Raw genomic sequence first — 25,093 nt, 5'->3', positions numbered from 1 at the left:
CAGGTGGACGCTACGGGCATCAGGCAGATGGGCGCTACGGACATCAGCAGTCAGAGCCAGCATCCGCCCACGGTAAAGCGGGGCCCGCGCCGACCCGTCCACCACGCGGACCGAAACTCTCCCATCCGGGTGATATTTAACGCATCCGTCCACCACTGGTCACCACACCTCGCTAGCGTTACGACAAAACCCCCACAGCCCCTCATCGATGCCCCCTGCCCTGGAGCCTCCGCTGCCACCGCACAGTTCGCCACCCGTCCCGGAGCAACTGAACGCCGCAGAACCCGGCGCCGCCGAAGCCGCGCTGCTCACCTGTTGCGGCAGCCACCTCTGGGCCCGCCGCCTGGTCGCCCACCGGCCGTACCCCGATCTGGAGTCGCTGCTCGCCGCCGGTGACGAAGCCGCGTACGACCTCCCGCTCGCGGACCTCGCCGAGGCCCTGGCCTGCGAACCTCTGCGTCCCGTGCTCCCCAGGCAGGGCACCTACAGCGCGGCCCACACCGCCCTGCGCGCCGCGCACGCCGCGTACGAGAGCCGCTTCGGCCACGTCTTCGTGATCTGTCTGGACGACGTCCCGCCGAGCCAGGCCCTGGACCATCTCCTCGCCGGAATCCGGGCGCGGCTCACCAACGACCCGGAGGAAGAGCGGGTCCTGGCGACCGAAGAACTGAGGAAACTGGCCCGCGGCCGACTCACCCGACTGGTGCACGACCTGAATAGCCCGTACGTGCCTGTTTGATTGCCTGTTTGATCACACCTGGCTACCCCGCGCGAGCGAACCGACAACTCGTCGATACGATGACGAGCGGCCGGTGGACCGTACCCGGCCGGGCCAGTCCGACCACCCAAGCCGGCCGGCCCCAATCCCCGCTCCCGGAGGGTTCTGCCGTGCCGGCTGGAACGCTGTACCGCGGCCGGGAAGGAATGTGGTCCTGGGTGGCTCACCGAGTCACCGGCGTCCTCATCTTCTTCTTCCTGTTCGTGCATGTGCTGGACACCGCTCTCGTCCGCGTCTCCCCGGAGGCGTACGACGATGTCGTCAGCACCTACAAGACGCCCCTCGTCGCACTCCTTGAGTACGGCCTGGTCGCCGCCATCCTCTTCCACGCCCTGAACGGCCTGCGTGTCATCGCCGTCGACTTCTGGTCGAAGGGCCCGCGCTACCAGAAGCAGATGCTCTGGACCGTCGTGGGCATCTGGGTCGTCCTGATGGTGGGGGCGCTCTACCCGGTCCTCGGCCACGCCGTCCGCGAAGTCTTCGGGAGCTGACGCCAGACATGTCCGACACCACGCTCGAGAAGTCCGGAGTGGGTCCCGTCGAAGGCGCCTCGCTCTACGACGCCGACAACCCGGCCCCCCTCATCGAGGCCCCGCGCAAGCGCACCTCCAAGACCCCGCGCTCGACCCGCGGCAACTTCGAGATGGCCGCATGGCTCTTCATGCGCCTGTCCGGCGTCGTCCTCGTCGTCCTGGTCCTGGGCCACCTGCTGATCCAGCTGGTGCTCGACGGCGGCGTGAGCAAGATCGGCTTCGCGTTCGTCGCGGGTCGCTGGGCCTCGCCGTTCTGGCAGGTCTGGGATCTGCTGATGCTGTGGCTCGCGATGCTGCACGGAGCCAACGGCCTGCGCACGGTCATCAACGACTACGCGGAGCGCGCCAACACGCGCCTGTGGCTCAAGGGCCTGCTGTACACCGCCACGGTGTTCACCATCCTTCTGGGCACGCTGGTGATCTTCACCTTCGACCCGAACATCCGCTAAAGCCGAGGCGAACCCAGTGAAGATTCACAAGTACGACACTGTCATCGTCGGCGCCGGCGGCGCGGGCATGCGCGCGGCCATCGAGGCGACGAAGCGCAGCCGCACCGCGGTCCTGACGAAGCTCTACCCGACCCGCTCCCACACGGGCGCGGCGCAGGGCGGCATGGCCGCCGCGCTCGCCAACGTGGAGGAGGACAACTGGGAGTGGCACACCTTCGACACGATCAAGGGCGGCGACTACCTGGTCGACCAGGACGCCGCCGAGATCCTGGCGAAGGAGGCCATCGACGCGGTCCTCGACCTGGAGAAGATGGGCCTGCCCTTCGGCCGTACGCCCAAGGGTGAGATCGACCAGCGCCGTTTCGGCGGTCACTCCCGCAACCACGGCGAGGCCCCGGTCCGCCGTGCCTGCTACTCGGGCGACCGCACCGGCCACATGATCCTCCAGACGCTCTACCAGAACTGCATCAAGGAGGGCGTGGAGTTCTTCAACGAGTTCTACGTCCTGGACCAGCTCCTGGTGGAGGTCGACGGCGTCAAGAAGAGCGCGGGCGTCGTCGCCTACGAACTGGCGACCGGCGAGATCCACCTCTTCCAGGCGAAGGCCGTGGTCTACGCCTCGGGCGGCACCGGCAAGTTCTTCAAGGTGACGTCGAACGCGCACACGCTCACGGGTGACGGCCAGGCGGCCTGCTACCGCCGCGGTCTGCCGCTGGAGGACATGGAGTTCTTCCAGTTCCACCCGACCGGCATCTGGCGCATGGGCATCCTTCTCACGGAGGGCGCCCGTGGTGAGGGCGGCATCCTCCGCAACAAGGACGGCGAGCGCTTCATGGAGAAGTACGCGCCGGTCATGAAGGACCTCGCGTCGCGAGACGTGGTGTCCCGCTCCATCTACACGGAGATCCGAGAGGGCCGCGGCTGCGGCCCCGAGGGCGACCACGTGTACCTGGACCTGACGCACCTCCCGCCGGAGCAGCTGGACGCCAAGCTTCCGGACATCACGGAGTTCGCGCGCACGTACCTCGGCATCGAGCCCTACACGGACCCGATCCCGATCCAGCCGACCGCGCACTACGCCATGGGCGGCATCCCGACGAACGTCGAGGGCGAGGTCCTGGCCGACAACACGACGGTCGTCCCCGGTCTCTACGCGGCGGGCGAGGTGGCCTGCGTGTCGGTCCACGGCGCCAACCGCCTGGGCACCAACTCACTCCTGGACATCAACGTCTTCGGACGTCGTGCGGGCATCGCGGCGGCGGAGTACTCGGCGAAGAACGACTTCGTAGAGCTCCCCGAGAACGCGGAAGAGCTCGTCGTGGCCCAGGTCGAGCGCCTGCGCGACGCCACGGGCAACGAGCGGGTCGCCGAGCTCCGCAAGGAGCTGCAGGAGACCATGGACGCCAACGTCATGGTGTTCCGTACGGAGCAGACGATCAAGACGGCGGTGGAGAAGATCGCGGAGCTCCGCGAGCGCTACCTCAACGTCTCGATCCAGGACAAGGGCCGGCGCTTCAACACCGACCTCCTGGAGGCCATCGAGCTGGGCAACCTGCTCGACCTGGCCGAGGTCATGGCGCAGTCGGCCCTGGCCCGCAAGGAGTCCCGCGGCGGTCACTACCGTGAGGACTTCCCCAACCGCGACGACGTCAACTTCATGCGCCACACCATGGCGTACCGCGAGGTAGGCGACGACGGCGCCGAGTCCATCCGACTCGACTACAAGCCGGTCGTGCAGACCCGCTACCAGCCGATGGAGCGTAAGTACTGATGGCAACCCCGACCCTCGACAAGGAAGACGCCAAGCCCGAGGCCGGCTTCGCCGACTCCCCGTACATCACGGTCACCTTCCGCATCCGCCGCTTCAACCCCGAGGTCTCGGCGGACGCGACGTGGGAAGACTTCGAGATCGAGATCGACCCGAAGGAGCGTGTCCTCGACGCCCTTCACAAGATCAAGTGGGACATGGACGGGTCGCTGACCTTCCGTCGCTCCTGCGCGCACGGCATCTGCGGTTCGGACGCCATGCGCATCAACGGCCGCAACCGCCTGGCCTGCAAGACCCTGATCAAGGACATCAACCCGTCCAAGCCGATCTCGGTCGAGCCGATCAAGGGTCTGACGGTCCTGAAGGACCTGGTCGTCGACATGGACCCGTTCTTCCAGGCGTACCGCGACGTCATGCCGTTCCTGGTGACGTCCGGCAACGAGCCGACGCGCGAGCGCCTGCAGTCGCCGGAGGACCGCGAGCGGTTCGACGACACGACGAAGTGCATCCTGTGCGCGGCGTGCACGTCCTCGTGCCCGGTCTTCTGGAACGACGGCCAGTACTTCGGCCCGGCGGCGATCGTGAACGCCCACCGCTTCATCTTCGACTCGCGTGACGAGGCGGGCGAGCAGCGCCTGGAGATCCTGAACGACAAGGACGGCGTGTGGCGCTGCCGCACGACGTTCAACTGCACGGACGCGTGCCCGCGTGGCATCGAGGTCACGAAGGCGATCCAGGAGGTCAAGCGCGCGCTGATCACGCGCCGCTTCTGATCTTCTTTCTCTTCTCGCCTGTACGTTGACGTGGGCCCCGCTCCTGGTTTCGCACCGGGGACGGGGCCTTCGCCGTCAGGGCTTTCGCGGTCAGGGCCGCGGCTGCCCGGGGCGGCGGTCGACGGCGGTCAGGTCGATCTCGACGGCGAAGGGCGCGGAGACCTTGAGCCAGTCGTGGAAGATGCCGATCAGTCCGTAGGCCTTCGTGGCCGGGTCGAGTTCGAATACGTAGACGACCGGGAGCCCCTTCTCCTCGTCCTGCTCGACACGCCAGAAGTGCGGGACGCCTGCCTGCGCGTACTTGCGGGGCTTGACTTCACGGTCGCGCTCGCGGGAGTCGGGGGAGACGACTTCGATGGCGAGGAGGACGTCTTCCGGCTTGTGCCAGGTCTGATTCGAACCGGTGGCAGCCTCGACAGGAACCACCAGGATGTCGGGCTCCGGACGGTTCCTGGCATCCAGCTTGATCGTGAACTCCCGGTCGACATCCAGATGCTCCGGCGCCTGCTGGAGGAGGCTGTGTTCCAACAGGCGCATGCAACGCATGTGGAACCGGGTCTGCGGACTCATGAAGACGAGACTCCCGTCGATCAACTCCGTGTGCGGCGGGAGGCCCGGAATCCGGTCGAGGTCGTCGGCGGTCCAGCCCTCGGCGGGCGGGATCGGCCAGCGGTACGCCGACTCTTCCTCGAGCCCGTTCTCGGATGCGGCGCTCATGATTGCTCCCATGCGACGGAGTCTCGCGTTGCGCCTCAGAGTACCGAGCGGAAATCCCGGCGCCTCACTCATTCGAGTACGGCGCGCGCCACTCCGCCCAGACCCCCTTTCCGCCGGTGACGCGGAGCCCGTTGACCAGTAGGTAATGCCCCCAGTCGTCGGCGCAGCCGCGGAGAAGCCAGAGGCCGCGCCTGCGTTCGGAGTCGACGTCACTGCTGCCGAGGGGTGACGGCGGCAGCTGCGGGCTGCTGTCCCAGACTCAGGGATAGCGTGGGTTCACTCGCATTCCCCCCCACCCCGAACGGGAGCCCAGAGTGAACCGCCCCACCCGTCTCATGGCGTCCGCGATTGTCGCGTCCGCTGCCCTGCTACTGACCGCGTGCGGTTCGGGCGGCAGCGACAACGGCACTGCCGACACGGCCAGAGGGGCAAGTGACGGGGACGAGAAGGCGTCGGCCTCCGCCGACGCAACGTCGCAGCCGGACGGAACCAAGCGGCCGGAGATCAAGCTGCCCAAGTCTTTCCAGGTCGACTTCACGGGCTGGAAGAACAGCGACCCGCAGCTGCAGGCCATCCTGGATGACGGCAAGGAACGCCTCCTCTCCTCGTACTCCGCGATCATCAAGCGGGACCCGCAGTACGACGGCTTCACCTTCTACAACACCAGTGACGCACTGCGTACCGGAACTACGTGGATCAAGCAGTTCACGGACGACGATCTGACCCTTATCGGCAAGGGGCGCGTCTACCGGCCGCAGCCGCGCATCAGCCCCGACGGTTCCGGAACGCTCTTCTACTGCGTCGACGAAAGCAAGGGTTCGACCAAGGACCGCAAGACCGGAGAAGTCACCCACACTCCCGCCAAGACGGCCTTGGTGCTGTACCGGACAAAGCTGAGCAAGTCCGACGACGGCGTCTGGAAGACCACGACGGTCCAGACGGAGCCGGGCGCCTGCAAGTGAGTGAGGCGGCCTGGTGCGGGGCCCGTTCCCTTTTGGGAGCAGGCCCCGCACCTTTCTGTGCCGCCAAGGGCAAAGGTCCTCGGTATCCGGTTGGTGTCCTCAAGGGCCGCGCGGATAACGTGTGTTCAATTGCAACTTCCCCCCTCACACTCACACGCACCACCACCCCACGGGAGAGTCCAGAGTGAACCGCCGCCCCATCCGGCTCCTGACGGCCGCGATCACCGCATCCGCGGCCCTGCTGTTGACCGCGTGCGGATCGGGGGGCGACGACAAGGACTCCTCGGACAAGATCGAGGGGGCGGGGGGCGGGGGCTCGAAGGCTTCCGCTTCGGCCGACCCTTCGGACGGGTCCGGCAAGGCCGGACGTCCGACCATCACGTTGCCGAGCTCGTTCAAGATGGAGTTCGCGGGCTGGACCAACAGCGACCCGAAGCTGCAGGCGATCCTGGACGACGGCAAGGAGGCGCTGCGCGCCGATCACGCCGCGATCATCGAGGGCGACCCTGACGCGTCGTACGTGAAGTTCTACAACAACCCCACCTCGGAGGCGTCGTCCAAGAAGTGGATCAAGGGGTTCGTCGACAAGGACCTGACCCTGACCGGCGAAGCACGGATCTCCAAGCCCCAGGTACGGATCAACAGCACGGGCTCGGGGATCTTGTTCTACTGCATGGACGAGAGCAAGGGGTTCACGAAGAACCTCAAGACGAAGGAAGTCGTGGGTACGCCCAAGGACCAGAGCCCGCGCGTGCAGTACCAGACCCGGCTCGACCGCACCAAGGACGGTGTCTGGAAGACGAGTTCGTCCACGACGAAGCGCGGGGGCTGCTGATGCCCATGCGCAAGACCGCACGGCTCGGCGCACTGCTGGCCTCCTCCGCCGCAGTGCTCGTCGCGCTCTCCCCCAACGCATACGCGTGGGGCGAGGACGATCCCGGCAAGCAGCCGGCGCCGCCGGCCAACAAGCCCGCCGGCGGGGCCTCGGGCAATACGCTCATGGCCGGAGGAACGAGCGTCACCGTCGAGCAGGTCAGCGGCGGCAAGGGGGGCGGCTCTGCCGCCAAGCCCGTCACCCCGGTCGACCCGAACTGGAAGCCTCCGTCCTGCTGGTACGAGCCGGTGGCGACGCCCGAGGAGCTGAAGGCCGGTGTCGAGAAGGTCAAGAACGGTGAAGGCCGCGATGCCGGGACCGTCCCTGTGACGCCGTCCCTCGGCTGGGGCGAGGAACTCATGGTGGACCACTATGAGAAGGGGAAGACCCAGTCGGACGGCGCCGAGGGGTACAAGAACTACAACATCGGCAAGAAGGGCATGTTCTGGCGAGGGGTGATGAACCCCGATGTCGAGGACACCTTCGAGGCACGTGACTGCGAACAGAACCTCTTCTGGCAGAACGCCGACACGGTTCCCGACATTCCGAACTCCCCCACGCCCAAGGTCCTGGCCAGCTACGCCTACAACAAGATCAAGGTCCCCGACACCAAGGTCGAGCTGAAGCCGGAAGCCACGTCGAAGGTGAACATGCCGACCTGGGTCTGGCTGGACAAGGGCACGTTCGAGGACGTCAAGGTCCGTGCCGAGCTGCCCGGTACGGGATTGTGGGCGGAGACCACCGCCAAGCCCGTCGCCCTCCACCTGGAACCCGGCACGGGAGACGCGACGACCTTCCCGGCCTCGGGCGACTGCAAGATCAACGACGACGGCAGCATCGGCACCCCGTACACAAAGGGCTCCTCGAAGCAGGACCCGCCATGCGGCATCGCCTACCTGCGCGCCACCGACGGCACCCCGTTCCAGATGAAGGCATCCCTGACCTGGGAAATCTCCTGGGAAGGCAGCGGCGGAACCGGCGGGGACCTCCCGAACGGAACGTTCGACGGGACGCAGGCAATTGACGTCGAGGAAGTCCAGTCGGTCAACCGATAGACGAAGTCACAGCAAGGACGAGAGGGAGGCATGGGGAGCCGATCAGGCGGCGCAAGAGGCAAGCTCGCGTGCCCATGCTGCATGTTCCGCACCCTCGAAGCCCGAGGATGGTTCGAAATCTGCCCGACCTGCGGGTGGGAGGATTCCGGGCAGGACGATCACAACGCCGACGCATACGTCGGAGGGCCAAATCACGTGACCCTGAGCGAAGCCCGCGAGAACTTCGCTGCTTTCGGCGCATCGGAAGAGCGCCGGAGGCAACGCGTGCGGGAACCCCTCCCCGGCGAATTCCGCAGTCCCTGACGACTACGGCCGCGCGTGTTGCGCGGCGTGCAACCATCCCTGCTTTTCGTTCCCCCACCCCCACGGGAGAGTCGCGAGTGAACCGCCGCCCCATCCGGCTCCTGACGGCCACGCTCACCGCGTCCGCGGCCCTGCTGTTGACCGCGTGCGGATCGGGGGGCGGCAGTAGGGACTCCTCGGACAAGATCGAGGGGGCGGGGGGCGGTGGCTCGAAGGCCTCCGCGAGCCCGTCGGCGAAGCGACCGGAGGTGGAACTGCCTGGCTCTTTCAAGGCCGATTTCGCCGGGTGGCAGAACAGCGATCCGAAGAAGCAGGCGATTCTGGACGACGGCAGGGAGCGCCTGAAGGCGGAGTATCTGGCCATCATCGACTCGGCCCCGCAGTCCAAGGCGGTGAGCTTCTACAACTCGCAGCAGGCGCTGACATCGTCCAGGACGTACATCAAGGGGTACGTGGACAACGATCACAACCTGATCGGCAAGGCCAGGGTCTTCAACCCGCAGGTGAGCATCTCGGACACCGGCGGCGGGGTGCTCTTCTACTGCGTGGACGAGAGCAAGGGCTACACCCTCGACCGCAAGACCAAGGAGAAGACGGGCACACCCGACGACGTGAACCCCGTTCTCCAGTACCGCACCACCCTGAAGAAGACGTCCGACGGCGTCTGGAGCACCGTTTCGCTCGAGACGGTGCGCGGGGGTTGCGACAAGTGATCTTGTCGCTGAAGAGGTCTCTTCCCGTACTCACGACATTGGTATTCGCACGGCGGCTCACGCGTTCGGCGAGGACAACGACCACGCGCCCCCCGGCCCGTCAGGCGGCACCTCCGGCAACTCGCTCAACGCCAGGGCCTCTGCGCCGAGCGTGACGGTCGAGCAGATCGCCGGCTGAAAGATGGCGCCATGGACCCCAGCCGAGTGACGCCCGCGTCCATGTGGCGGTCAAACAGCGACAGTACGGTTGAAAACGGGGCGGTCGACTTACTCTGACGGAATGTCAGACAACCAGTCGGTCGGCCTGTCCGTTGAACCGTCCGTTCGTCAATCCGTTGAGCAGTCGGTCGGGGAGCAGTCGGCCGAAGTGCCATCCACCGAACTCCTCGGGTTCGACAACGTTCTGTTTCCCGTCGGTGATCTCGAAGAAGCCGTCAGCTTCTATGGGCGGGCCGGATTTCCCGTGACGCATCGGATCGATGAGATCGGGCTCGCGATCCTAAAGGTGGGCAAGGAGACGCCGGGGATTCTGCTGCGGGTGGAGGACGGGGTCGAGCATCGGCCGGTGGCCTGGTCCGCGCCGCGCGTGTGGCTCGAGGTGGGGGACGCGCGGGCCGCCGGGCGGGCCCTGGAGGCCTCCGGGATCAAGCCGCTCGCCCCCGCCGCCTCCGTGGCCACCGGGTGGACCGTCGAGGTCGCCGACCCGTGGGGCAACGTCATCGGGTTCACCGACTATCGCAAGCGGCCCGAGTTGGCGCGGAGTTAGGCGAATCGAGGTTCCCGGGGGCGCGGTCCGTCTTTGGCGGGGTGCGGTGGAGCAGGCCTCGCTTCTCCAGGCCGTCCAGGCGGCCCGTCACGGATGCCGGGGCCAGGTCCAGGTCTGCGGCCAGTTCCGAGGGGCCGGCCGCCTCGGCCTGCCAGCTTGTGGAGCGTGTCGAACTCGTGGCGCTCCAGGTCGAAGTCGACCAGGGACTGTTCGCGGACCCGGCGCAGGTACACGGTGAGCTTCTTTATGCGGGTGACCGCGCCCTCGATGTCGGGGTGATCTGGCTCGCGGGGCCCGGCTGGGCGTTCGTCCTCGATGCCGCCTCCTTCGCCGTCAGCGCCTGTCTCCTCGCGGCGGTCCGTACCCGGCCCGCCGTCGCGACGGAACCGTCCGACCACCGCTCGCTGCGCAAGGACCTCGCCGAAGGCTGGCACGAGGTCCGCAGCCGCGACTGGTACTGGACCAGCCTCGTCGCGCACTCCGCCTGGAACGGCGCCACCGCCGTCCTCATCACGCTCGGCCCCCTCCTCGCCGTCGAGGAGCTGGGCGGCGAAGGGACCTGGATCGCGATCCTCCAGGCGGGCGCCGTCGGGCTGCTCGCCGGGCGTGCGCGGCCCAAGCGTCCGGTCCTCGTGGCGAACCTCGGGCTCGCGACGTACGCCCTGCCCCTCGCCCTGCTCGCCGCCGAGGCCCCCGCACCGGCCGTGATCGCCGCGTACGGGCTCGCGCAGGCGGGCCTCGGCTTTCTCAGCCCCGCCTGGGAGACCTCGGTGCAGTCGGCGATACCGTCCGGCGTACGGGCCCGCGTCACCTCGTACGACTGGCTGCTCTCACTCGCCGCGATGCCCGTGGCGTACGTGCTCGCGCCGCTCGCGGCGGACGCGTGGGGTACGGCGGCCCCGCTGTGGATCGCCGCGGTCGTGGTGGGTGTCGCGTGCGCGGGGACGGCGGCGGTGCCTGGAGTGCGTCGGTTCGGGGCGCACGCCACCACCCCTCAGGCCGCCCCCGGCGCCCCTGGTGCCAGCGGTGATACCGGCCTCTCGAAGAACGTCTCCAGCGATACCGTCGCCTGAGTCCCGCTCACCCCGTCGATCGCGTACAGCCGCCGCAGTACGTCCTGAAGCTGCTCCGTGGTCGACGTGCGGACCTTGACCAGGACGCTTGCCGTGCCCGCGATGACGTGCGCCTCCTGGATCTCGGGGAGCGCGGCGAAGTCGTCCGCCCGGTCACCCATCCACGCCGTCGAGTCGACCATGACGAAGGCCAGCACGCCCTGGCCCACGGCTGCCGGGTCGACCTCGACCGTCGTGCGGCGGATCACCCCGCGCTCGCGCAGTTTCCGTACCCGTTCGTGGGCCGCGCCCGCCGACAGACCCACCGCCCTGCCCAGGTTCGCGTACGACTGGGCGGCGTCCTGTTGCAGCAGTGCCAGCAACTCCCGGTCGGTGTCATCCATCAGCTGCGCTCCCGTCATCCATCCGGCCATCCTTGACGTTGATCCTATGTCGTACTCCAATATCCTCGTACTACAGGATGTCATTCGGTCGTATCCTCATTCCGTAAGACAGGAGTCGTCATGCCTTCACAGAAAGTCCCGACGTCGTACGAGGTCCTGGACGAGCGCTTCCGTACCGGGCGGTGTGCCAACGGGGACGCCAAACTCGAAGTGCTCTACGACGACTGCCGGTGGGCCGAAGGGCCGCTCTACCTGCCCGCCTGGCGCCAGCTCGTCTGGAGCGACATCCCTAACGACCGGCTGCTGCGCTGGGACGAGGCGACCGGCGCGGTAGGCGTCTTCCGTTCGAACGCCGGTTACGTCAACGGCAACACCCTCGATCGCGAGGGCCGCCTGATCTGCTGCGAGCAGGGCAACCGCCGTGTCACCCGCACCGAGCACGACGGCAGCGTCACCGTCCTCGCCGACCGCTTCGAGGGCAAGCGGTTCAACAGTCCGAACGACGCCGTGGTCCGCTCGGACGGGTCGATCTGGTTCTCCGACCCCGACTTCGGGATCACCAGCGACTACGAGGGGTTCCGGGCGCCCGCCGAGATCGGTGCCTGCAACGTGTACCGGCTCGACCCCGTGAGCGGTGCCGTGCGGATCGTCGCCGACGGCTTCGAAGGGCCGAACGGCCTCGTCTTCTCGCCCGACGAGCGGCAGTTGTACGTGTCCGACTCCCGCGCCCGCCACATCCGCGCCTTCGACGTGCGCGAGGACGGGACGGCCCTGTCGGACGGGACCGTCTTCGCCGAGTCGAAGGAGTCCGGCTTCGACAACATCCGCTTCGACGACCAGGGGCGGCTGTGGGCGGCGGCCCTGGAGGACGGGGTGCACTGCTATCACCCCGACGGCACCCTCATCGGACGGATCACCGTCCCCGAGGCCGTCGCCAACATCGCCTTCGGCGGGGCGAAGAACAACCGCCTCTTCATCGCGGCGACGACCTCGCTGTACTCGCTCGTGATGTCCGTTACGGGGCTGCCGAGGGTCCGGGCCGCCGTCTGACCTGGGCCGGCTAGTTCACCGCGTCCATCTCGCCCTGTGCCAGCTCCACGTCGTACACCAGCGGTCCGTCCGCGACCATGACGTGCCGCGCGCGGGCCGCGTATCCGGGAGCCGTCGCGGCGAGAAGGTACGCGCCCGCGGACGGAGCCGCGACGATGTACGAACCGTCCGCGAGGGAAGTGACGCGGTCAAGGCGGGTGCCTCCCTTGGAGAGGAGGGTCAGGACCGCGCCCTCCACCGGCTCGCCCTCCGCCGTGCGGATGAAACCGTGCACCACGGAGGCGCCGTGCGGCATGGAGGCGCCGCCTTCGCCGTGGGGCTCCTCCACGCGCGCGTGGGGCACGGGCGCCGTCGCTACCGGCCCCTCCGGCCCCTCCGGCTCCTCCCGCGGCTCCACCGCCAGGTGCGGAAGGCGCTTCTCCAGGCCCGCGGGGAGCCACCAGTTGGCGCGGCCGAGCAGATGCATGGCGGCCGGGACGAGCGCCGTGCGCAGGATGAACGCGTCCAGGGCGACCGCCGCCGCGAGGCCGATGCCCGCCATCGCGCCCTCCATGTCGCCGCTCAGGACGAACGCGGAGAAGACGCAGATCATGATCAGGGCCGCGCAGTTGATGACCCTGCTCGTCTCGGCGAGGCCCACCCGCACGGCGCGGGCGTTGTCCTTCGTGTGCACCCATTCCTCGTGCATGCGGCTCACGAGGAACACCTGGTAGTCCATCGAGAGCCCGAAGAGCAGCGACAGCATGATGACGGGCAGGAAGGCGGTGATGGGGCCCTCCTTGCCGACGCCGATGAGCTCCGTTCCCCAGCCCCACTGGAAGACCGCCACCAGGACGCCGAAGGACGCCGCGGCCGCGATCAGGTTCATCAGGGCCGCCGTCAGGGGCACCACGAGGGAGCGGAACGCGATGAGGAGCAGGAGGAAGCCGAGCGCGATGATCGCTCCCACGAAGTAGGGCAGCCGGTCGCCCGTCACCGCGGCGAAGTCCTTGAAGACGGCGGTGACGCCGCCCACGTGGGCCTCGACCCCGGCCTCCGGAATCACCTCTCCCCGTAGCCGGTCGATGAGCCGGTCGGTCTCCTCGGACTGGGGAGACGTGGTCGGGACGACGTTGATGACCGAGATGCCGTCCGCGGGCGGGGTCGCCGCCACCGTCGCGACGCCCTCCGTCTCGCGGATGGTCGCCACCAGACCGCCGGTGTCGGCTTCTTCGGCCACTACTTGCAGCGGGCCGTTGAATCCCGGGCCGAACCCGTCGGCCAGCATGTCGTACGCCTGGCGGGTCGTCGTCGACTCCTGGTGGTTGCCCTGATCGGTCGCGCCGAGCCGCAGGGAGAGCAGCGGAAGCGCGAGGAAGGCCATCACCACGAAGGCGAGGGCCGCCGTCGAGCGCGGGCGCCTTTGGACGTACGAGGACCAGCGCGCAGCGAGGCCGCTCGCCTCTGCGGGCTCCGGCCCCGTCACGGCGAGGCGGCGCCGCTGCTTGCGGCTGAGCACCCGCGGGCCGAGGAGGCCGAGCAGCGAGGGCAGCAGGGTGATGGCGGCGAGGACGCTCAGGACCACCGTCAGGGAGGCCGCGATGACCACGCCGTCCAGGAAGCGCATGTTCATCACCAGCATCCCGGCGAGCGCGATGCACACCGTGCCGCCCGCGAAGAGCACCGCGCGGCCCGAGGTGTTCAGGGCCTGTACCGCCGACTCCTCGGCTTTCATGCCGCGCAGGATGCCGCGCCGGTGGCGGGTGACGATGAAGAGCGCGTAGTCGATGCCGACGCCCAGTCCGATCAGCGAGCCGAGCAGCGGGGCCACTTCGGGGATGTCCGTGACGTGGCTGAGCAGCATCGTCGACAGCATGCCGAGGCCGACTCCGAAGACGGCGATGACGATCGGCAGGAGCATCGCGAAGAGCGAGCCGAAGGCCAGGAAGAGGACGACGGCTGCGGCCGCGATGCCGACCATCTCGGCGATGCCGGTGGGCGGCTCCTGGATGCGGGTGATCGCCTGGCCGCCCAGTTCGACCTGGAGGCCCGGGCGTTCGGCGGCCTGTGCCGTGTCTACGACGTCCTGGACGAGATCCTTGGGGACCGAGTTCGCCTCCTCGGCGAAGGTCACCCTGGCGTAGGCGATGCGTCCGTTCCCGCTGATCTGTGCGGAGCCCGCCTCCCCGGACGCGTACGGGCTCACCACCTCGCCGACACCCTTCATGCCGGCGATCTCCTTGAGCGCGGGCTCGACACGCGAACGTACGTCCGCGTCACGGGCCGACGCGCCCCCGTCGACGCGCCAGACCACCGTGTCGGTGTCCCCGGAGCTCTCCGGGAACGCCTTCGTCATCAGGTCGTACGCGCGCTTCGAATCCGTGTCCGGCAGGGAGAACACATTCGAGTAGTCGGTACCCGCGGAGGTCCCCGCGGCCCCCAGACCGAACAGGGCTCCCACCCACAGCACAAGGACCACCAGGCGGTGCCGATAACACCACCGCGCCAATGCCGCCACGATCCACTCCTCCTCCGTGTCCTCAGGGTCGTCAGGGTCGTCATGTCCCCCGGGTCCATGCGTTCAGGAGCCTCAGCATCGGCGGCGCCGCGCCGCTGGAGGGCGGCGCGGCCATGATTCTCAAGTAACTCCAAGGCACGGCCCGGGACTTCGTACAACGAGCGCGCCGATACTGGGGGCATGAGCCACGCCGAAGGCCAGCAGGGAACAGATGTCGGAGTACCGCCGGGTCCGGGCGCCGCGGCCACCGGCCCGGTCTCCGCGGCCACCGGCCCAGTCGCCGCGGCCACCGTCCTGGTCGTCGAGGACGAGCCGAGCATCGCCGACGTGCTCGCCATCGCCCTGCGCTACCACCGCTTCGACGTGATGGTGGCGGGCACGGTGCGCGACGCCCTCGCGCTCGCCGGGCGCACCCGGCCCGACGTGGCGCTCCTCGACGTGATGCTGCCGGACGGCGACGGCCGCGCCCTGGCCAGGGAACTCCGTGACCGTCACCCCGAAGCGGCGCTGCTCTTCCTGACCGCGCGGGACGCGCCCGCGGAGGTCGTGGGCGCCCTCGGATTCGGCGACGACTACATCACCAAGCCGTTCAACATCGACGAGGTCATCGCCCGCATCGGCGCGGTCCTGCGCCGCACCAGGTCCGACGACGTACTCCCCCAGCGCCCGCCGCTGCGTCACGGCGACCTGGAGTTGGACGAGACGACGTACGTGGTGCGCCGGGCGGGGCGCTCGGCGCAGCTCACGCCCACCGAGTACGCCCTGCTGCGCTTCCTGGTCCGCAACGGCGGACGTGTGGTGCCCAAGGAGCAGCTTCTGCGTCATGTGTGGCAGTACGAACACCCGGCCGAGTCGACGGTCGTGGAGACCTACATCAGCTATCTGCGGCGCAAGCTGAACGCCCTCGGCCCACCGGTGATCACGACCCGGCGGGGTGTCGGATACGGCCTGGCATGAGGCGTGCGCACCGCGGCATGAGCTCGCTGCGCGCCAAGCTGACGTGGGTGAACGTCGCCCTGCTCGCCCTCGGCGTGATCGTGGCGACCGGCGTCAGTGTCATGGGGATGCGCCACTATCTGCTCGACAACGTGGACGCCGAGCTGGCGCAGTCCCGCAGTTCGCTGCTGAGCACCGGGCTCACCATGAAGGACGTCGAGCAGCTCAGTGAGCTGGGGATCGCCCTCGACAAGCTCTCGCCGGACGGCAGGGAGAGCGCGAGCGTGCTGCCGCGCGGGGACACCCTGTTCGTGGCGGTGGACCGGCACGGCGACCCCATAGCCATCGGCACGCTCGCCCCGACCTCGCGCCAGCGCACCCTGGCCGCCGCCGTCGACGACCCCGCGGCGATCGCCGACGAGGCCGAGCCGCAGGACGTCACGCTGGACGGCGACGCGCACCGCATGGTGGGCGCGAGGCTCGCCGACGGCACGACGGTTCTGATGGCCGCGGACACGGAGGACGTGGAATCGGGCATCAACAAGGCGCTCAAGCTCGACGCCGCCTTCGGAGTGGTCCTGCTCGGGCTGCTCGCCGTCCTGACGATGATCTCCGCGCACCACCGGCTGCGCCCTCTGGAGGACATGGTCGAGACCGCGTCGGCCATCGCCGAAGGTGATCTGACCAGGCGCGTGCCGTCGAGCCGCGCCCCGGCCATGGAGACCGAGCAGCTGCGTGTCGCCCTCAACTCCATGCTCCATCAGGTCGAGTCCGCCTTCGACACCCGCGAACGCAGCTCGGCACAGCTGCGCCGCTTCGTCGCCGACGCCTCGCACGAACTGCGTACGCCCTTGTCGGCGATCCGCGGCTATCTCCAGCTGTACGACAAGGGGATGCTGCGCGATCCGGCGGAACGCACGCGCGCGTGGAGCCGCGTCATAGCGGAGACGGACCGGATGGGCCGCCTCGTGGACGAGCTGCTCACCCTGGCCCGCCTGGACCAGCAGCCGGAACTGCGCTTCACGAACGTCGACTTGAGCCGGCTCGTACGGGATGCCGCCGACGATCTGCGGGTGCAGGAGCCGGAGCGGCCGCTGACGGTGAGCGCCGACGGGGCGGTGCTGGTGCGCGCCGACGAGTCCGGGCTGCGTCAGGTGCTCGGCAATCTCCTGGCCAACGTGCGCGTCCATACGCCCGCCGATGCGCCGGTCACGCTGGGCGTGGAGCGGCGGGACGGGGTGGTGCGGCTGCGGGTCGCCGACCGGGGGCCAGGGCTCGCGGAGGACGACGCTGTGCGTGTGTTCGACCGGTTCTTCCGCGCGGGCGGGGGTGCGGGCAGCGGGCTCGGCATGGCGATCGTGCAGGGGGTGGTGGCGGCGCACGGCGGCGAGGTGGGGGTGGAGACGGCGCCGGGGGCGGGGCTGACGGTGACGGTGACGCTGCCCGCGGGGTGATCCGCGAGGCGCCGGGGACGGGCGGAAAGGCCGGAGATCCGCCGGAAGGGCCCTAGGACCGGACCAGTGCCCACACCGTCTTCCCGTGCCGCCCCCGCTGCCAGACCCCCCACGCCTCGGCGATGTTGTCGAGCAGGCGCAGGCCCCGGCCGCTCTCCTCCAGGGGGCCCACTTCCCGCATCTGCGGGCTGGCCGGGCTCTCGTCGGAGACCTCTATGAAGCAGTCGCCGTCGGAGAGCACCGTGATCGCGACCTCGAACTCCCGCTCCTGGACGCGCCCGTGGCAGACGGCGTTCGTCACCAGCTCCGAGACGAGGAGTACCGCGTCGTCGAGCGCCGCGCTCTCCTCCTTGTGCCCCCAGGCGGCCAGATGGTCGTGCACGCGGAGCCGGGCGAGCGAGACCGATGCCGGATGCGGTGGCAGCCGGAAAGCGTGACGCCTCAACAACGTTTCCCCCTATGGCACACCAAAGCACCAAGAACCGCGCACACTTCCGACACTTAATGCTGCGCAGAGGAAGCGTTCGGTGTCACACCGTCACCCTCTGGCCCGGCTGTATCCAGCCAGGCTCATACAGCGTCGAACCGGTGCGCGATTATGCCCGGCGGGAGGCCAGTTCGACGACCGTGACGTCGGACGGCGCCCCAACACGCACAGGCGGCCCCCACGCACCGGCGCCCCGCGTGACATACAGCTGCGTATCGCCGTAACGCTCCAGTCCCGCGAGCGTCGGGTTGGCCAGATCGGCGATGAAGTTGCCCGGCCACAGCTGCCCGCCGTGGGTGTGCCCGGAGAGCTGGAGGTCGACGCCGTGCTTGACGGCGTCATGGATGACCACCGGCTGATGCGCGAGCAGGACAGCGGCCCGCGAGCGGTCCCGGTCGCCGAGGGCCTTGCCGAAGTCGGGCCCGTGCCCCTCGCTCTCGCCCGCCACGTCGTCCACGCCCGCGAGATCGAAGCCGGGCAGTTCGGTGCGGGCGTTCTCCAGGGGGCGCAGACCGAGTTCGCGTACGTGATCGACCCACTGTCCGGCGCCCGAGAAGTACTCGTGGTTGCCGGTCACGAAGTACGTCCCGTGCCGCGCGCGCAGCTGCGCAAGCGGCGCGGCGGCGGGCCCCAGGTCCTCGACGCTGCCGTCGACCAGGTCGCCGACGACCGCGATGAGGTCGGGCTGGGTGCCGTTGATCGTGTCGACCACGCGCTGGGTGAAGCCGCGCCCGAGGATCGGCCCCAGGTGGATGTCGCTGACCACCGCGATCCGGAACCCGTGCGCCGCGCGCGGCAGCTTGGCCAGCGGCACGGTGACGCGCTTCACCCGCGGGCCGCGCAGGACGCCGTACGTTCCGTAGCCCACCGTTCCGACGGCGACGGCGGCGGCGGTCCCGCCGACGATCCGGGAGACGAAGAGGCGGCGCGAGGGGGCGACCCGTTCCGGGCGCGGTTCCGCGGGGGCGGGGGCAGCGGGCGCGGGGTCTTCTACGGGGTCCTCTTCGGAGGCCTCTATGGAGGGAGCCTGCGCCTCTACGGAGGGCTTTTCCGGCACTACGGAGGGGGCTTCCACGGAACCCGCATCCTCCGTAGAGGCCGCTTTCGAACGGCGCCGCAGCAAGAAGGGCCGTACGAGCTCGCCCACCAGAAGCGCGAGCACCAGGTAGATCGACAGCGCCATCCACATGAAGCCCGGCCAGGCGAGGACCTGCTGGAGCCAGAACGGCGCCCCGGCCCGCTCACTGGCGACCGCGGCGAACATCAGCAGCGGCCCCGCGACGAAGACCACCGCGCCCGCGCGCCGGGCGAACCCGGACCGGGCCGTGGTGTCCCGCACCAGGCGACGCCACGCGTACCACTGCATTCCGGCAAGGGCCGCGAGCGCGGCGATACCGGCCAACACGAACAGGATGACCACGGAGCGCGCCCCTCGGCAGTGTTCGAACAGTTATGACGTACGGCGCAGAGCACGGACTCCGCGCAACCCGATGGCCCCTACCACCGTCCCCAAGACAAAGGAGGCGACGGCGAGCGTCAGGTGCACCCAGAAGTACGCGGTCGGGTCGCCTGCGTCATCGAAGGCGAGCCCACTGCCGTCCTTCCACAGGTTCTTGACGAAAGTGATCCAGATGAACCAGCTCCACACCCCGAAGGCGAGCAGGAACCAGGAGACCGGGCGGCTGAGCTTCATGCCTTCAGTATCGCGAGCCTCCATTCCGCGGTCGCGCCGGGGTGGGGAGCGGGACGGGGAGCGGCGCGGGGAGGCCGTGACACAGACCACCTCGGCGGCGACTTCCTCAGCGACGCCCTGTACGTTCTTCGCCGTGCCTGCCGTAAAAAAGACCGCCTTGTTGGTCACTTCCGCCGCATTGCTGACCATGTCGACCACAGCTCCCGCATGGGCGGACGACAAGCCGGGAGGCGGGGACAAACCCAAGCCGCCCGCGTCGATGTCGACCGTCGGAGGCGCCAAGCTCGGCGAGCCCGGCACCCAGGTGAGTCTGAAGGCGGGCGCGCCCGTGCTTCCCAAGAAGCTTTCGGCGCGCTCCTGGATGGTCTCCGACGCCGAGACGGGCGAGGTGCTCGCCTCGCACAACTCGCACTGGCGGCTGCCGCCGGCGAGCACCCTGAAGATGCTCTTCGCGGACACGGTCCTTCCGAAGTTCCCCAAGTCGCAGGAGCACAAGGTCGAGCTCTCCGACCTGGCGGGCATCGGCGCGGGCAGCAGCATGGTCGGCGTCAAGGAGAACGAGACGTACTCGGTCCACGACCTGTGGCTCGGCGTCTTCCTGCGGTCGGGCAACGACGCGGTGCACGTCCTCTCGGCGATGAACGGCGGCGTCCCGCAGACCGTCAAGGACATGCAGTCGCACGCCGAAGAGCTGCAGGCCCTGGACACCCACGTGGTCAGCCCCGACGGCTACGACGAGAAGGGGCAGGTCTCCTCCGCGTACGACCTGACGCTGTTCGCCCGCTCAGGGCTGCAGAAGAAGGACTTCCGCGAGTACTGCTCGACGGCCACCGCCAAGTTCCCCGGCGAGACCAAGAAGATCACGAAGGGCAAGGACAAGGGCAAGAAGAAGCGCGAGTCCTTCGCGATCCAGAACACCAACCGACTTCTTACGGGTGACATCGGCCTCGACGCCTACAAGGGCATCGCGGGCGTCAAGAACGGCAGCACGACGAACGCGGGCAACACCTTCACCGGTGTCGCCGAGCGCGACGGCAAGGTGCTCCTGGTGACCGTCATGAACCCCGACTCCGGGGAGCAGCACGCGGTCTACAAGGAGACCGAGCGCCTTCTGGACTGGGGCTTCGCGGCCTCGGGCAAGGTCGACCCGGTGGGCGAACTGGTCGCCCCGAAGGGTGCCGGTACGGGCAGCGGCAAGGGCGCTCCCGGAGCGGGCAAGAGCCAGGCGGACTCGGCGAAGAAGGTGGCGCACTCCGCCGACAAGGCGTCGGGCGGTGGTGTCGGCATCGCGCTCGGCGTCGTGGGCGGCGTCCTCGCGCTCATCGCCGCCGGGTGGTTCGTGATCAGCCGCCGGATGCCGCTGCCGGACCTGGTGCGGCGGAAGACCCGCCGCTGACGCCCTCGCCGTCTGCCTGCTCCCGCTGGTCCTGCTGGTCCCGTTCGTCCTGCTGCTCCTGTCGCTGATCTTCTTCTTCCGTACGCCGCTGCTGCCGCGTCGCCGTCCAGGCGGCGCAGAACAGCAGGAGCTTCGCCGTGAAGTTGATCCACAGGAGCAGCGCGACGGGCACGCCGAAGGCGCCGTACATGCTCTTCGCCGCGACGCCCTTGATGTAGCCGCCTAGCAGCAGCTTGAGCAGTTCGAATCCGGCCGCGCCGATCAGGCCCGCGGTGATCAGGTGGCGGCGCGGCGGCTGGACGTCCGGCAGCAGCGTCAGGACGTAGAGCAGCAGCAGGAAGTCCGCGAAGACGGCGATGGCGAACGCGACCGCCTGGAGCAGCACTCCGCCCCAGCCGTTCTCGGAGACCCCGACGAGGTCGGCGCTCCAGCCCACGGCGGTCGACGCGAGGGTCGACGCGGCGACGGAGGCGAGGCCCGCGCCGCCGAGCCCGAAGAGCACCCCGGCGTCCTTGATCTTGCGCATGACGGGGTTCTCTTCGACGTCCTCCAGCTCCCAGACGGCCCGCAGGCACTCCCGCATCGAGCCGACCCAGCCGATGCCGGTGAAGAGCAGCAGAGCGCCCGCGACGAGGCCGACGGTGCCCGCGTTGGCGACCAGCGCGTCCAGGTCCAGCTGATCGGCGATGCCGGGGATCTGTTGGGAGAGGGTGTCCTCGAGCTTGTTCTGCTGGCTCTTGGAGAGCGTCGCCGCGGCGATCGCGGCGGCGACGGTGATCAGCGGGAACAGCGCCAGGAAGCTGATGAAGGTCATCGCGGCCGCGAGGCGGGTCCAGTGCACGGTGTCGAGCCGCTCGTACGCGCTCCACGCGTGCGTGCGCATCAGACGCTCCACCTGGGGTCCGATACCGGGGAGCTTTTTCAGCCAGTCCATGATGCCTCCCTGCCCGCTGTACGGAAGACCAAGGTCCGGGTACCCCAGAAACGCAGGACTGTGGCGAGTGCCATGCCGACGCCCGCACCGGAGACAGTGTCGGCGCGTTGTGAGGTGAGGCCAAGGCCATAGTGAGACACCGCGATGCAGAGCAGTTGCACCACGGCGCCGGCGATGTTGACGGCGAAGAAGATCCCGTACTGCCGCAGGCGCGCGGCCCGCGACGCTCCGGCCCCCTCGTGCCGCCGGTAGGTGCCGAGCGCGTTGCCCGCGTACGCGACCGTGCAGCCGGCCACGAAGGACAGCGCCTTGGCGGTCAGCGGGTCAAGGCCGGCCGGCCCGCGCAGCCAGACGAAGAGGCCGAGGTCGACGGCGTACGCGCAGATCCCGGCGGCCGCGAAGCCGAGCAGCTCGGGGCCCATGGCCCGCAGCCGCTCCCTGAGGGCACTCGCCCCGGTGGCGCTCACCAGTCGGCGACCGCGAGGCCGTACATCGCGATCCACACCAGGCCGATGACGGCGAGCGCCCGGTCGCGCAGCACCACGTCCTCGGGCTCGCCCGCCGTGCCCCGGTCGGCGAAGACCGCGTAGCGCAGGACGGCGAGCACGAAGGCGGCCATCGACAGCTGCCGCCAGGGCAGCGTGCTGCCGTTCGCGGTGCCGCCGCTCTCCATGGCCCACAGGCAGTACGCGAGTACGGCGACACCGGCGGCCAGCTGCCAGACGAAGCGGAGGTAGCCGGTGGTGTATTCGGTGAGCAACGCGCGCGTGGCGCCCAGCTTCTCGGAGCTCCCGGACATCTGGACGGCTTCGGAGTAGCGCTTGGCGGAGACCATGAAGAGCGCGCCGAAGCTCGTGGTGATCAGGAACCAGCGCGAGAGCGGAATGCCGAGCGCCACTCCCCCGATCATCGCCCGCATCAGGAAGCCCGTGGAGACGACGGCGAGATCGACGACGAGGACGTGCTTGAGGCTGACGCAGTAGGCAAGTTGCATCACTACGTAGGCGGCGAGAAGGGCCGCCGTCAGGGGTGTGCAGAACACCGCGGCGGCCAGCGGCGCGAGCACGGCGAGCAGCCCGCCGGTCGCGTAGGCGACCGTCACCGGCACCTGGCCTGCGGCGACCGGTCTGCGGCACTTGGTGGGGTGGGCGCGGTCGGCGTCGGCGTCGCGCGCGTCGTTGATCAGGTAGACGGCGGACGCGGCGGCCGTGAACAGCGCGAACACCAGGAGGAGTTGGATCAGTGAGTGGCGCGAGAAGAGCTCGCCGGCGGCTGCGGGGGCCGCGACGACCAGGACGTTCTTGACCCACTGGCGGGGGCGCGCGGTCTTCAGGAGGCCCAGCGGCAGGGCGAGGGAGTTCGGCCCCGACGGCTGCGGCGGCCGGGGGCGTTCGAGCAGGGCGGTTTCGTCAGCCACGCGTACGGCCCCCGTTCATCCAGGAGGAGCCGATGCGCGCGGTGACGGCGCCGAGGGCCGCGCCCGCCGCCACGTCGCTCGGGTAGTGGACGCCGACGACCATCCGCGAGACGCACATCGCGGCGGCGAGCGGCGGGACGACGCGGGCTCCGACGGGGCTCAGCGCGCCGAAGGCGACGGTGGCCGCGGCGGCCGAAGTGGCGTGCGAGCTGGGGAAGGAGTGCCGTCCCGCGGTCCTGACGAGGGGCTGCGCGTCCGGGTCGCCGCCGGGGCGCGGGCGCCGTACGACGCGCTTGAGGCCCATGCTCGCCAGGTGCGCCGCGGCGGTCAGCGCCGTGGCGCGCAGCCACGTGCCGCGCCGTTCGCGGTCGACCGCGGCGCCCGCGAGCCCCGCGAGGAGCCAGAGGGCGGCGTGCTCGCCGGCCTGCGACAGGCTCCGTGCGGCGGCGGCCACGCGCGCGTCGGAGCCGCAGTCGCGCAGGGCCGACAGGAGCCGGCGGTCCATGTCGTGCATGTGGCCTCCCTCTACGGGGACTTCGAAAACCTGACCTCCCGACCCTCCTAGGTAACCTCTCAATATTTACGTCAATATAGGACGACACTCCATCAATCACCCATTTCGGTGAGGGACTAGATGTATATGAGCAAACCTCCCTTACTTGGGCGATACGGTCACGCCTATGCCTGCCGACTCCGCTCCGACCGCCGCCTCCGCGACCGCGACGACGCCCGAGACCGTGTCCGTGTCGGGCTGGGGGCGCACCGCACCCTCCACCGCCCGTCTGATCCGCCCCCGTTCGCCCGAGGAGGCCGTGGCCGCCCTGAGGGCCTGCGGGGAGCGCGGCGGCATCGCCAGGGGCCTCGGGCGGGCTTACGGGGACGCCGCGCAGAACGCGGGCGGCGCGGTGCTCGACATGACCGGCATGGACCGCATCCACGCCATCGACGCGGACGCGGGCACCGTCCTGTGCGACGCCGGGGTCTCCCTGCACCACTTGATGGAAGTCCTGCTTCCGCTCGGCTGGTTCGTGCCCGTCACGCCGGGGACCCGCTATGTGACGGTCGGCGGCGCGATCGGCACGGACATCCACGGCAAGAACCACCACGGCTCCGGCTCGTTCTCGCGCCATGTGATGGCCGTGGAGCTGCTCACCGCGGACGGCTCGGTGCAGGCGGTGGAGCGCGGCAGCGCCCTGTTCGACGCGACGGCGGGCGGCATGGGCCTGACCGGCGTGATCCTCGCCGCGACGCTGCAACTCCAGCCGGTCGAGACCTCGTTGATGACGGTCGACACGGAGCGCGCCACCGACCTGGACGACCTGATGGCCCGCCTCACCGCCACCGACCACCGCTACCGCTACTCGGTCGCCTGGATCGACCTCCTCGCGCGCGGCGCGTCGATGGGCCGCGCGGTGCTCACGCGCGGCGACCACGCTCCCCTGGACGCCCTTTCGCCACGCGCGCGCAGCGCCCCGCTGACGTTCCGCCCCGGCCGGCTGCCGTCCGCCCCGCGCTTCCTGCCCGAAGGTCTCCTCGGCCGCAAGTCGGTGGGCCTCTTCAACGAGCTCTGGTACCGCAAGGCACCCCGCCTCCGGGTGGGCGAGCTCCAGAAGATGTCGACGTTCTTCCACCCCCTGGACGGCGTCCCGCACTGGAACCGCGTGTACGGCCGCGGCGGCTTCGTGCAGTACCAATTCGTCGTCGGGTACGGCAAGGAGGAGGCCCTGCGACGCATCGTGCGGCGCATCTCGGACCGCGGCTGCCCGTCGTTCCTCGCCGTACTGAAGCGCTTCGGAGAGGGCGATCCGGGCTGGCTCTCCTTCCCGATGCCCGGCTGGACCCTCGCCCTGGACATTCCGGCGAACCTGCCGGGCCTCGGCGCCTTCCTCGACGAGCTCGACGAGGAGGTCGCCGCGTCCGACGGCCGCGTCTACCTGGCCAAGGACTCCCGCCTGCGGCCCGAGATGCTCGCCGCGATGTATCCGCGGCTCGACGATTTCCGCGCGCTGCGGGCGGAGCTCGATCCGCGCGGCGTGTTCCGCTCGGACCTCTCGCGCCGCCTCGCCCTCTAGCACCTCAAGG

Annotated in this window: 26 protein-coding genes and 2 pseudogenes; 17 read left to right on the top strand and 11 right to left on the bottom strand. The window is 69.4% G+C overall.

The annotated features are described in order from the left end of the window. The first annotated feature begins 208 nt into the window (after positions 1 to 208). From ABZ906_RS34860 to ABZ906_RS34840, 5 genes are all read left to right on the top strand, one after another. On the top strand, positions 209 to 739 hold the full coding sequence (locus ABZ906_RS34860; RefSeq protein WP_361182128.1) for a 2-oxo-4-hydroxy-4-carboxy-5-ureidoimidazoline decarboxylase: 531 nt from the start codon (positions 209 to 211) through the stop codon (positions 737 to 739). Between the two features lie 149 nt (positions 740 to 888). Further along, positions 889 to 1,269, top strand: a complete 381-nt coding sequence (gene sdhC, locus ABZ906_RS34855) for a succinate dehydrogenase, cytochrome b556 subunit (protein ID WP_076684883.1) — start codon at positions 889 to 891, stop codon at positions 1,267 to 1,269. Between the two features lie 8 nt (positions 1,270 to 1,277). Next, positions 1,278 to 1,760 carry a succinate dehydrogenase hydrophobic membrane anchor subunit gene (locus ABZ906_RS34850; RefSeq protein WP_361182130.1) on the top strand — a complete coding sequence of 161 codons (483 nt, stop codon included), beginning with the start codon at positions 1,278 to 1,280 and terminating at the stop codon, positions 1,758 to 1,760. Between the two features lie 16 nt (positions 1,761 to 1,776). Further along, entirely contained in the window at positions 1,777 to 3,531 is a 1,755-nt protein-coding gene (gene sdhA, locus ABZ906_RS34845) for a succinate dehydrogenase flavoprotein subunit (RefSeq protein WP_361182132.1), read from the top strand. Beyond that, entirely contained in the window at positions 3,531 to 4,301 is a 771-nt protein-coding gene (locus ABZ906_RS34840; RefSeq protein ID WP_361182134.1) for a succinate dehydrogenase iron-sulfur subunit, read from the top strand. Before sdhA ends, ABZ906_RS34840 begins: the two co-directional genes overlap by 1 nt. Before the next feature lie 90 nt (positions 4,302 to 4,391). Here ABZ906_RS34840 and ABZ906_RS34835 read toward each other — a convergent pair whose 3' ends face one another. Beyond that, positions 4,392 to 5,018 (bottom strand): Uma2 family endonuclease, encoded by a 627-nt coding sequence (locus tag ABZ906_RS34835; RefSeq protein WP_361389753.1) that lies wholly within the window; start codon positions 5,016 to 5,018, stop codon positions 4,392 to 4,394. A 314-nt stretch (positions 5,019 to 5,332) separates the two neighbouring features. Here ABZ906_RS34835 and ABZ906_RS34830 point away from each other — a divergent pair, with 314 nt between their 5' ends. The 6 genes from ABZ906_RS34830 to ABZ906_RS34805 all read left to right on the top strand — a co-directional run bounded on the left by ABZ906_RS34830 (position 5,333) and on the right by ABZ906_RS34805 (position 9,691). Beyond that, on the top strand, positions 5,333 to 5,980 hold the full coding sequence (locus ABZ906_RS34830; protein ID WP_361389751.1) for a hypothetical protein: 648 nt from the start codon (positions 5,333 to 5,335) through the stop codon (positions 5,978 to 5,980). A gap of 184 nt (positions 5,981 to 6,164) precedes the next feature. Beyond that, positions 6,165 to 6,815, top strand: coding sequence for a hypothetical protein (locus ABZ906_RS34825; RefSeq protein WP_361389749.1), 651 nt, complete (start codon positions 6,165 to 6,167; stop codon positions 6,813 to 6,815). Positions 6,816 to 6,820: 5 nt separating this feature from the next. Next, on the top strand, positions 6,821 to 7,909 hold the full coding sequence (locus ABZ906_RS34820) for a hypothetical protein (protein ID WP_361389747.1): 1,089 nt from the start codon (positions 6,821 to 6,823) through the stop codon (positions 7,907 to 7,909). Positions 7,910 to 7,939: 30 nt separating this feature from the next. Then, positions 7,940 to 8,212: a CPCC family cysteine-rich protein gene (locus ABZ906_RS34815; protein WP_361389745.1), complete on the top strand. Its 273-nt coding sequence runs from the start codon at positions 7,940 to 7,942 to the stop codon at positions 8,210 to 8,212. A gap of 77 nt (positions 8,213 to 8,289) precedes the next feature. Then, positions 8,290 to 8,925, top strand: a complete 636-nt coding sequence (locus ABZ906_RS34810; RefSeq protein WP_361389743.1) for a hypothetical protein — start codon at positions 8,290 to 8,292, stop codon at positions 8,923 to 8,925. A 280-nt stretch (positions 8,926 to 9,205) separates the two neighbouring features. Further along, complete coding sequence (locus ABZ906_RS34805; protein ID WP_361182143.1) at positions 9,206 to 9,691, top strand: VOC family protein; 486 nt, start codon at positions 9,206 to 9,208, stop codon at positions 9,689 to 9,691. A 22-nt stretch (positions 9,692 to 9,713) separates the two neighbouring features. Here ABZ906_RS34805 and ABZ906_RS34800 read toward each other — a convergent pair. Beyond that, a pseudogene (locus tag ABZ906_RS34800) lies at positions 9,714 to 10,008 on the bottom strand (MarR family transcriptional regulator); the annotation flags it as partial. On the opposite strand from ABZ906_RS34800, the pseudogene ABZ906_RS34795 reads away from it, so the two are divergent. After that, a pseudogene (locus ABZ906_RS34795) lies at positions 9,967 to 10,764 on the top strand (MFS transporter); the annotation flags it as partial. The pseudogenes ABZ906_RS34800 and ABZ906_RS34795 overlap by 42 nt on opposite strands. Here ABZ906_RS34795 and ABZ906_RS34790 read toward each other — a convergent pair. Beyond that, positions 10,686 to 11,147: an Lrp/AsnC family transcriptional regulator gene (locus ABZ906_RS34790; protein ID WP_361389741.1), complete on the bottom strand. Its 462-nt coding sequence runs from the start codon at positions 11,145 to 11,147 to the stop codon at positions 10,686 to 10,688. The pseudogene ABZ906_RS34795 and the gene ABZ906_RS34790 overlap by 79 nt on opposite strands. A gap of 120 nt (positions 11,148 to 11,267) precedes the next feature. On the opposite strand from ABZ906_RS34790, the gene ABZ906_RS34785 reads away from it, so the two are divergent. After that, complete coding sequence (locus tag ABZ906_RS34785; protein ID WP_361389739.1) at positions 11,268 to 12,197, top strand: SMP-30/gluconolactonase/LRE family protein; 930 nt, start codon at positions 11,268 to 11,270, stop codon at positions 12,195 to 12,197. 10 nt (positions 12,198 to 12,207) lie between these two features. Here ABZ906_RS34785 and ABZ906_RS34780 read toward each other — a convergent pair whose 3' ends face one another. Next, positions 12,208 to 14,685, bottom strand: coding sequence for an MMPL family transporter (locus ABZ906_RS34780; RefSeq protein ID WP_361389843.1), 2,478 nt, complete (start codon positions 14,683 to 14,685; stop codon positions 12,208 to 12,210). Positions 14,686 to 14,874: 189 nt separating this feature from the next. On the opposite strand from ABZ906_RS34780, the gene ABZ906_RS34775 reads away from it, so the two are divergent. Both ABZ906_RS34775 and ABZ906_RS34770 read left to right on the top strand, forming a co-directional pair. Continuing rightward, positions 14,875 to 15,651: a response regulator transcription factor gene (locus ABZ906_RS34775; RefSeq protein ID WP_361389737.1), complete on the top strand. Its 777-nt coding sequence runs from the start codon at positions 14,875 to 14,877 to the stop codon at positions 15,649 to 15,651. Then, a complete protein-coding gene (locus ABZ906_RS34770) occupies positions 15,648 to 17,084 on the top strand; it encodes a HAMP domain-containing sensor histidine kinase (RefSeq protein WP_361389735.1) in 1,437 nt (478 codons plus the stop codon). The genes ABZ906_RS34775 and ABZ906_RS34770 overlap by 4 nt, the downstream gene beginning before the upstream one ends. A gap of 52 nt (positions 17,085 to 17,136) precedes the next feature. On the opposite strand, the gene ABZ906_RS34765 is transcribed toward ABZ906_RS34770, so the two are convergent. The 3 genes from ABZ906_RS34765 to ABZ906_RS34755 form a co-directional block, all read right to left on the bottom strand. Beyond that, the gene (locus ABZ906_RS34765) at positions 17,137 to 17,532 is read right to left on the bottom strand and encodes an ATP-binding protein (RefSeq protein ID WP_361182152.1); all 396 of its coding nucleotides are present in this window, start codon (positions 17,530 to 17,532) and stop codon (positions 17,137 to 17,139) included. Positions 17,533 to 17,680: 148 nt separating this feature from the next. Next, complete coding sequence (locus tag ABZ906_RS34760; RefSeq protein WP_361389733.1) at positions 17,681 to 18,991, bottom strand: metallophosphoesterase; 1,311 nt, start codon at positions 18,989 to 18,991, stop codon at positions 17,681 to 17,683. Positions 18,992 to 19,021: 30 nt separating this feature from the next. After that, positions 19,022 to 19,264: an SCO4848 family membrane protein gene (locus tag ABZ906_RS34755; protein WP_160506782.1), complete on the bottom strand. Its 243-nt coding sequence runs from the start codon at positions 19,262 to 19,264 to the stop codon at positions 19,022 to 19,024. Between the two features lie 187 nt (positions 19,265 to 19,451). On the opposite strand from ABZ906_RS34755, the gene ABZ906_RS34750 reads away from it, so the two are divergent. Then, on the top strand, positions 19,452 to 20,660 hold the full coding sequence (locus tag ABZ906_RS34750) for a D-alanyl-D-alanine carboxypeptidase (protein ID WP_361389731.1): 1,209 nt from the start codon (positions 19,452 to 19,454) through the stop codon (positions 20,658 to 20,660). On the opposite strand, the gene ABZ906_RS34745 is transcribed toward ABZ906_RS34750, so the two are convergent. Genes ABZ906_RS34745 through ABZ906_RS34730 form a run of 4 tightly spaced genes read right to left on the bottom strand, consistent with a single transcriptional unit; the run spans position 20,608 to position 23,525 of the window. Next, positions 20,608 to 21,594, bottom strand: coding sequence for a YihY/virulence factor BrkB family protein (locus ABZ906_RS34745; protein WP_361389729.1), 987 nt, complete (start codon positions 21,592 to 21,594; stop codon positions 20,608 to 20,610). The two genes, ABZ906_RS34750 and ABZ906_RS34745, sit on opposite strands and share 53 nt — an antisense overlap. Continuing rightward, a complete protein-coding gene (locus tag ABZ906_RS34740; protein ID WP_361182511.1) occupies positions 21,582 to 22,016 on the bottom strand; it encodes a GtrA family protein in 435 nt (144 codons plus the stop codon). Before ABZ906_RS34740 ends, ABZ906_RS34745 begins: the two co-directional genes overlap by 13 nt. A gap of 41 nt (positions 22,017 to 22,057) precedes the next feature. After that, positions 22,058 to 22,993 (bottom strand): decaprenyl-phosphate phosphoribosyltransferase, encoded by a 936-nt coding sequence (locus ABZ906_RS34735; RefSeq protein ID WP_361389841.1) that lies wholly within the window; start codon positions 22,991 to 22,993, stop codon positions 22,058 to 22,060. Between the two features lie 10 nt (positions 22,994 to 23,003). Then, complete coding sequence (locus ABZ906_RS34730) at positions 23,004 to 23,525, bottom strand: phosphatase PAP2 family protein (RefSeq protein WP_361389727.1); 522 nt, start codon at positions 23,523 to 23,525, stop codon at positions 23,004 to 23,006. Between the two features lie 166 nt (positions 23,526 to 23,691). Here ABZ906_RS34730 and ABZ906_RS34725 point away from each other — a divergent pair, with 166 nt between their 5' ends. Next, on the top strand, positions 23,692 to 25,083 hold the full coding sequence (locus ABZ906_RS34725) for an FAD-binding oxidoreductase (RefSeq protein WP_361389725.1): 1,392 nt from the start codon (positions 23,692 to 23,694) through the stop codon (positions 25,081 to 25,083). Positions 25,084 to 25,093: the final 10 nt, after the last annotated feature.

Origin of the sequence: Streptomyces sp. NPDC046925 (assembly GCF_040644915.1) — a bacterium.
Classification (GTDB): domain Bacteria; phylum Actinomycetota; class Actinomycetes; order Streptomycetales; family Streptomycetaceae; genus Streptomyces.
This window is presented reverse-complemented; position numbering and strand designations above follow the sequence as displayed.

Excerpts from the sequence above, each read along its gene's own strand:
- ABZ906_RS34860 (WP_361182128.1), top strand. The coding sequence starts at position 209 with ATGCCCCCTGCCCTGGAGCCTCCGCTGCCACCGCACAGTTCGCCACCC.
- ABZ906_RS34850 (WP_361182130.1), top strand. The coding sequence starts at position 1,278 with ATGTCCGACACCACGCTCGAGAAGTCCGGAGTGGGTCCCGTCGAAGGC.
- ABZ906_RS34840 (WP_361182134.1), top strand. The coding sequence starts at position 3,531 with ATGGCAACCCCGACCCTCGACAAGGAAGACGCCAAGCCCGAGGCCGGC.
- ABZ906_RS34835 (WP_361389753.1), bottom strand. The coding sequence starts at position 5,018 with ATGAGCGCCGCATCCGAGAACGGGCTCGAGGAAGAGTCGGCGTACCGC.
- ABZ906_RS34820 (WP_361389747.1), top strand. The coding sequence starts at position 6,821 with ATGCGCAAGACCGCACGGCTCGGCGCACTGCTGGCCTCCTCCGCCGCA.
- ABZ906_RS34815 (WP_361389745.1), top strand. The coding sequence starts at position 7,940 with ATGGGGAGCCGATCAGGCGGCGCAAGAGGCAAGCTCGCGTGCCCATGC.
- ABZ906_RS34805 (WP_361182143.1), top strand. The coding sequence starts at position 9,206 with ATGTCAGACAACCAGTCGGTCGGCCTGTCCGTTGAACCGTCCGTTCGT.
- ABZ906_RS34790 (WP_361389741.1), bottom strand. The coding sequence starts at position 11,147 with ATGGATGACACCGACCGGGAGTTGCTGGCACTGCTGCAACAGGACGCC.
- ABZ906_RS34785 (WP_361389739.1), top strand. The coding sequence starts at position 11,268 with ATGCCTTCACAGAAAGTCCCGACGTCGTACGAGGTCCTGGACGAGCGC.
- ABZ906_RS34775 (WP_361389737.1), top strand. The coding sequence starts at position 14,875 with ATGAGCCACGCCGAAGGCCAGCAGGGAACAGATGTCGGAGTACCGCCG.
- ABZ906_RS34770 (WP_361389735.1), top strand. The coding sequence starts at position 15,648 with ATGAGGCGTGCGCACCGCGGCATGAGCTCGCTGCGCGCCAAGCTGACG.
- ABZ906_RS34755 (WP_160506782.1), bottom strand. The coding sequence starts at position 19,264 with ATGAAGCTCAGCCGCCCGGTCTCCTGGTTCCTGCTCGCCTTCGGGGTG.
- ABZ906_RS34750 (WP_361389731.1), top strand. The coding sequence starts at position 19,452 with ATGTCGACCACAGCTCCCGCATGGGCGGACGACAAGCCGGGAGGCGGG.
- ABZ906_RS34745 (WP_361389729.1), bottom strand. The coding sequence starts at position 21,594 with ATGGACTGGCTGAAAAAGCTCCCCGGTATCGGACCCCAGGTGGAGCGT.
- ABZ906_RS34740 (WP_361182511.1), bottom strand. The coding sequence starts at position 22,016 with ATGGGCCCCGAGCTGCTCGGCTTCGCGGCCGCCGGGATCTGCGCGTAC.
- ABZ906_RS34730 (WP_361389727.1), bottom strand. The coding sequence starts at position 23,525 with ATGCACGACATGGACCGCCGGCTCCTGTCGGCCCTGCGCGACTGCGGC.
- ABZ906_RS34725 (WP_361389725.1), top strand. The coding sequence starts at position 23,692 with ATGCCTGCCGACTCCGCTCCGACCGCCGCCTCCGCGACCGCGACGACG.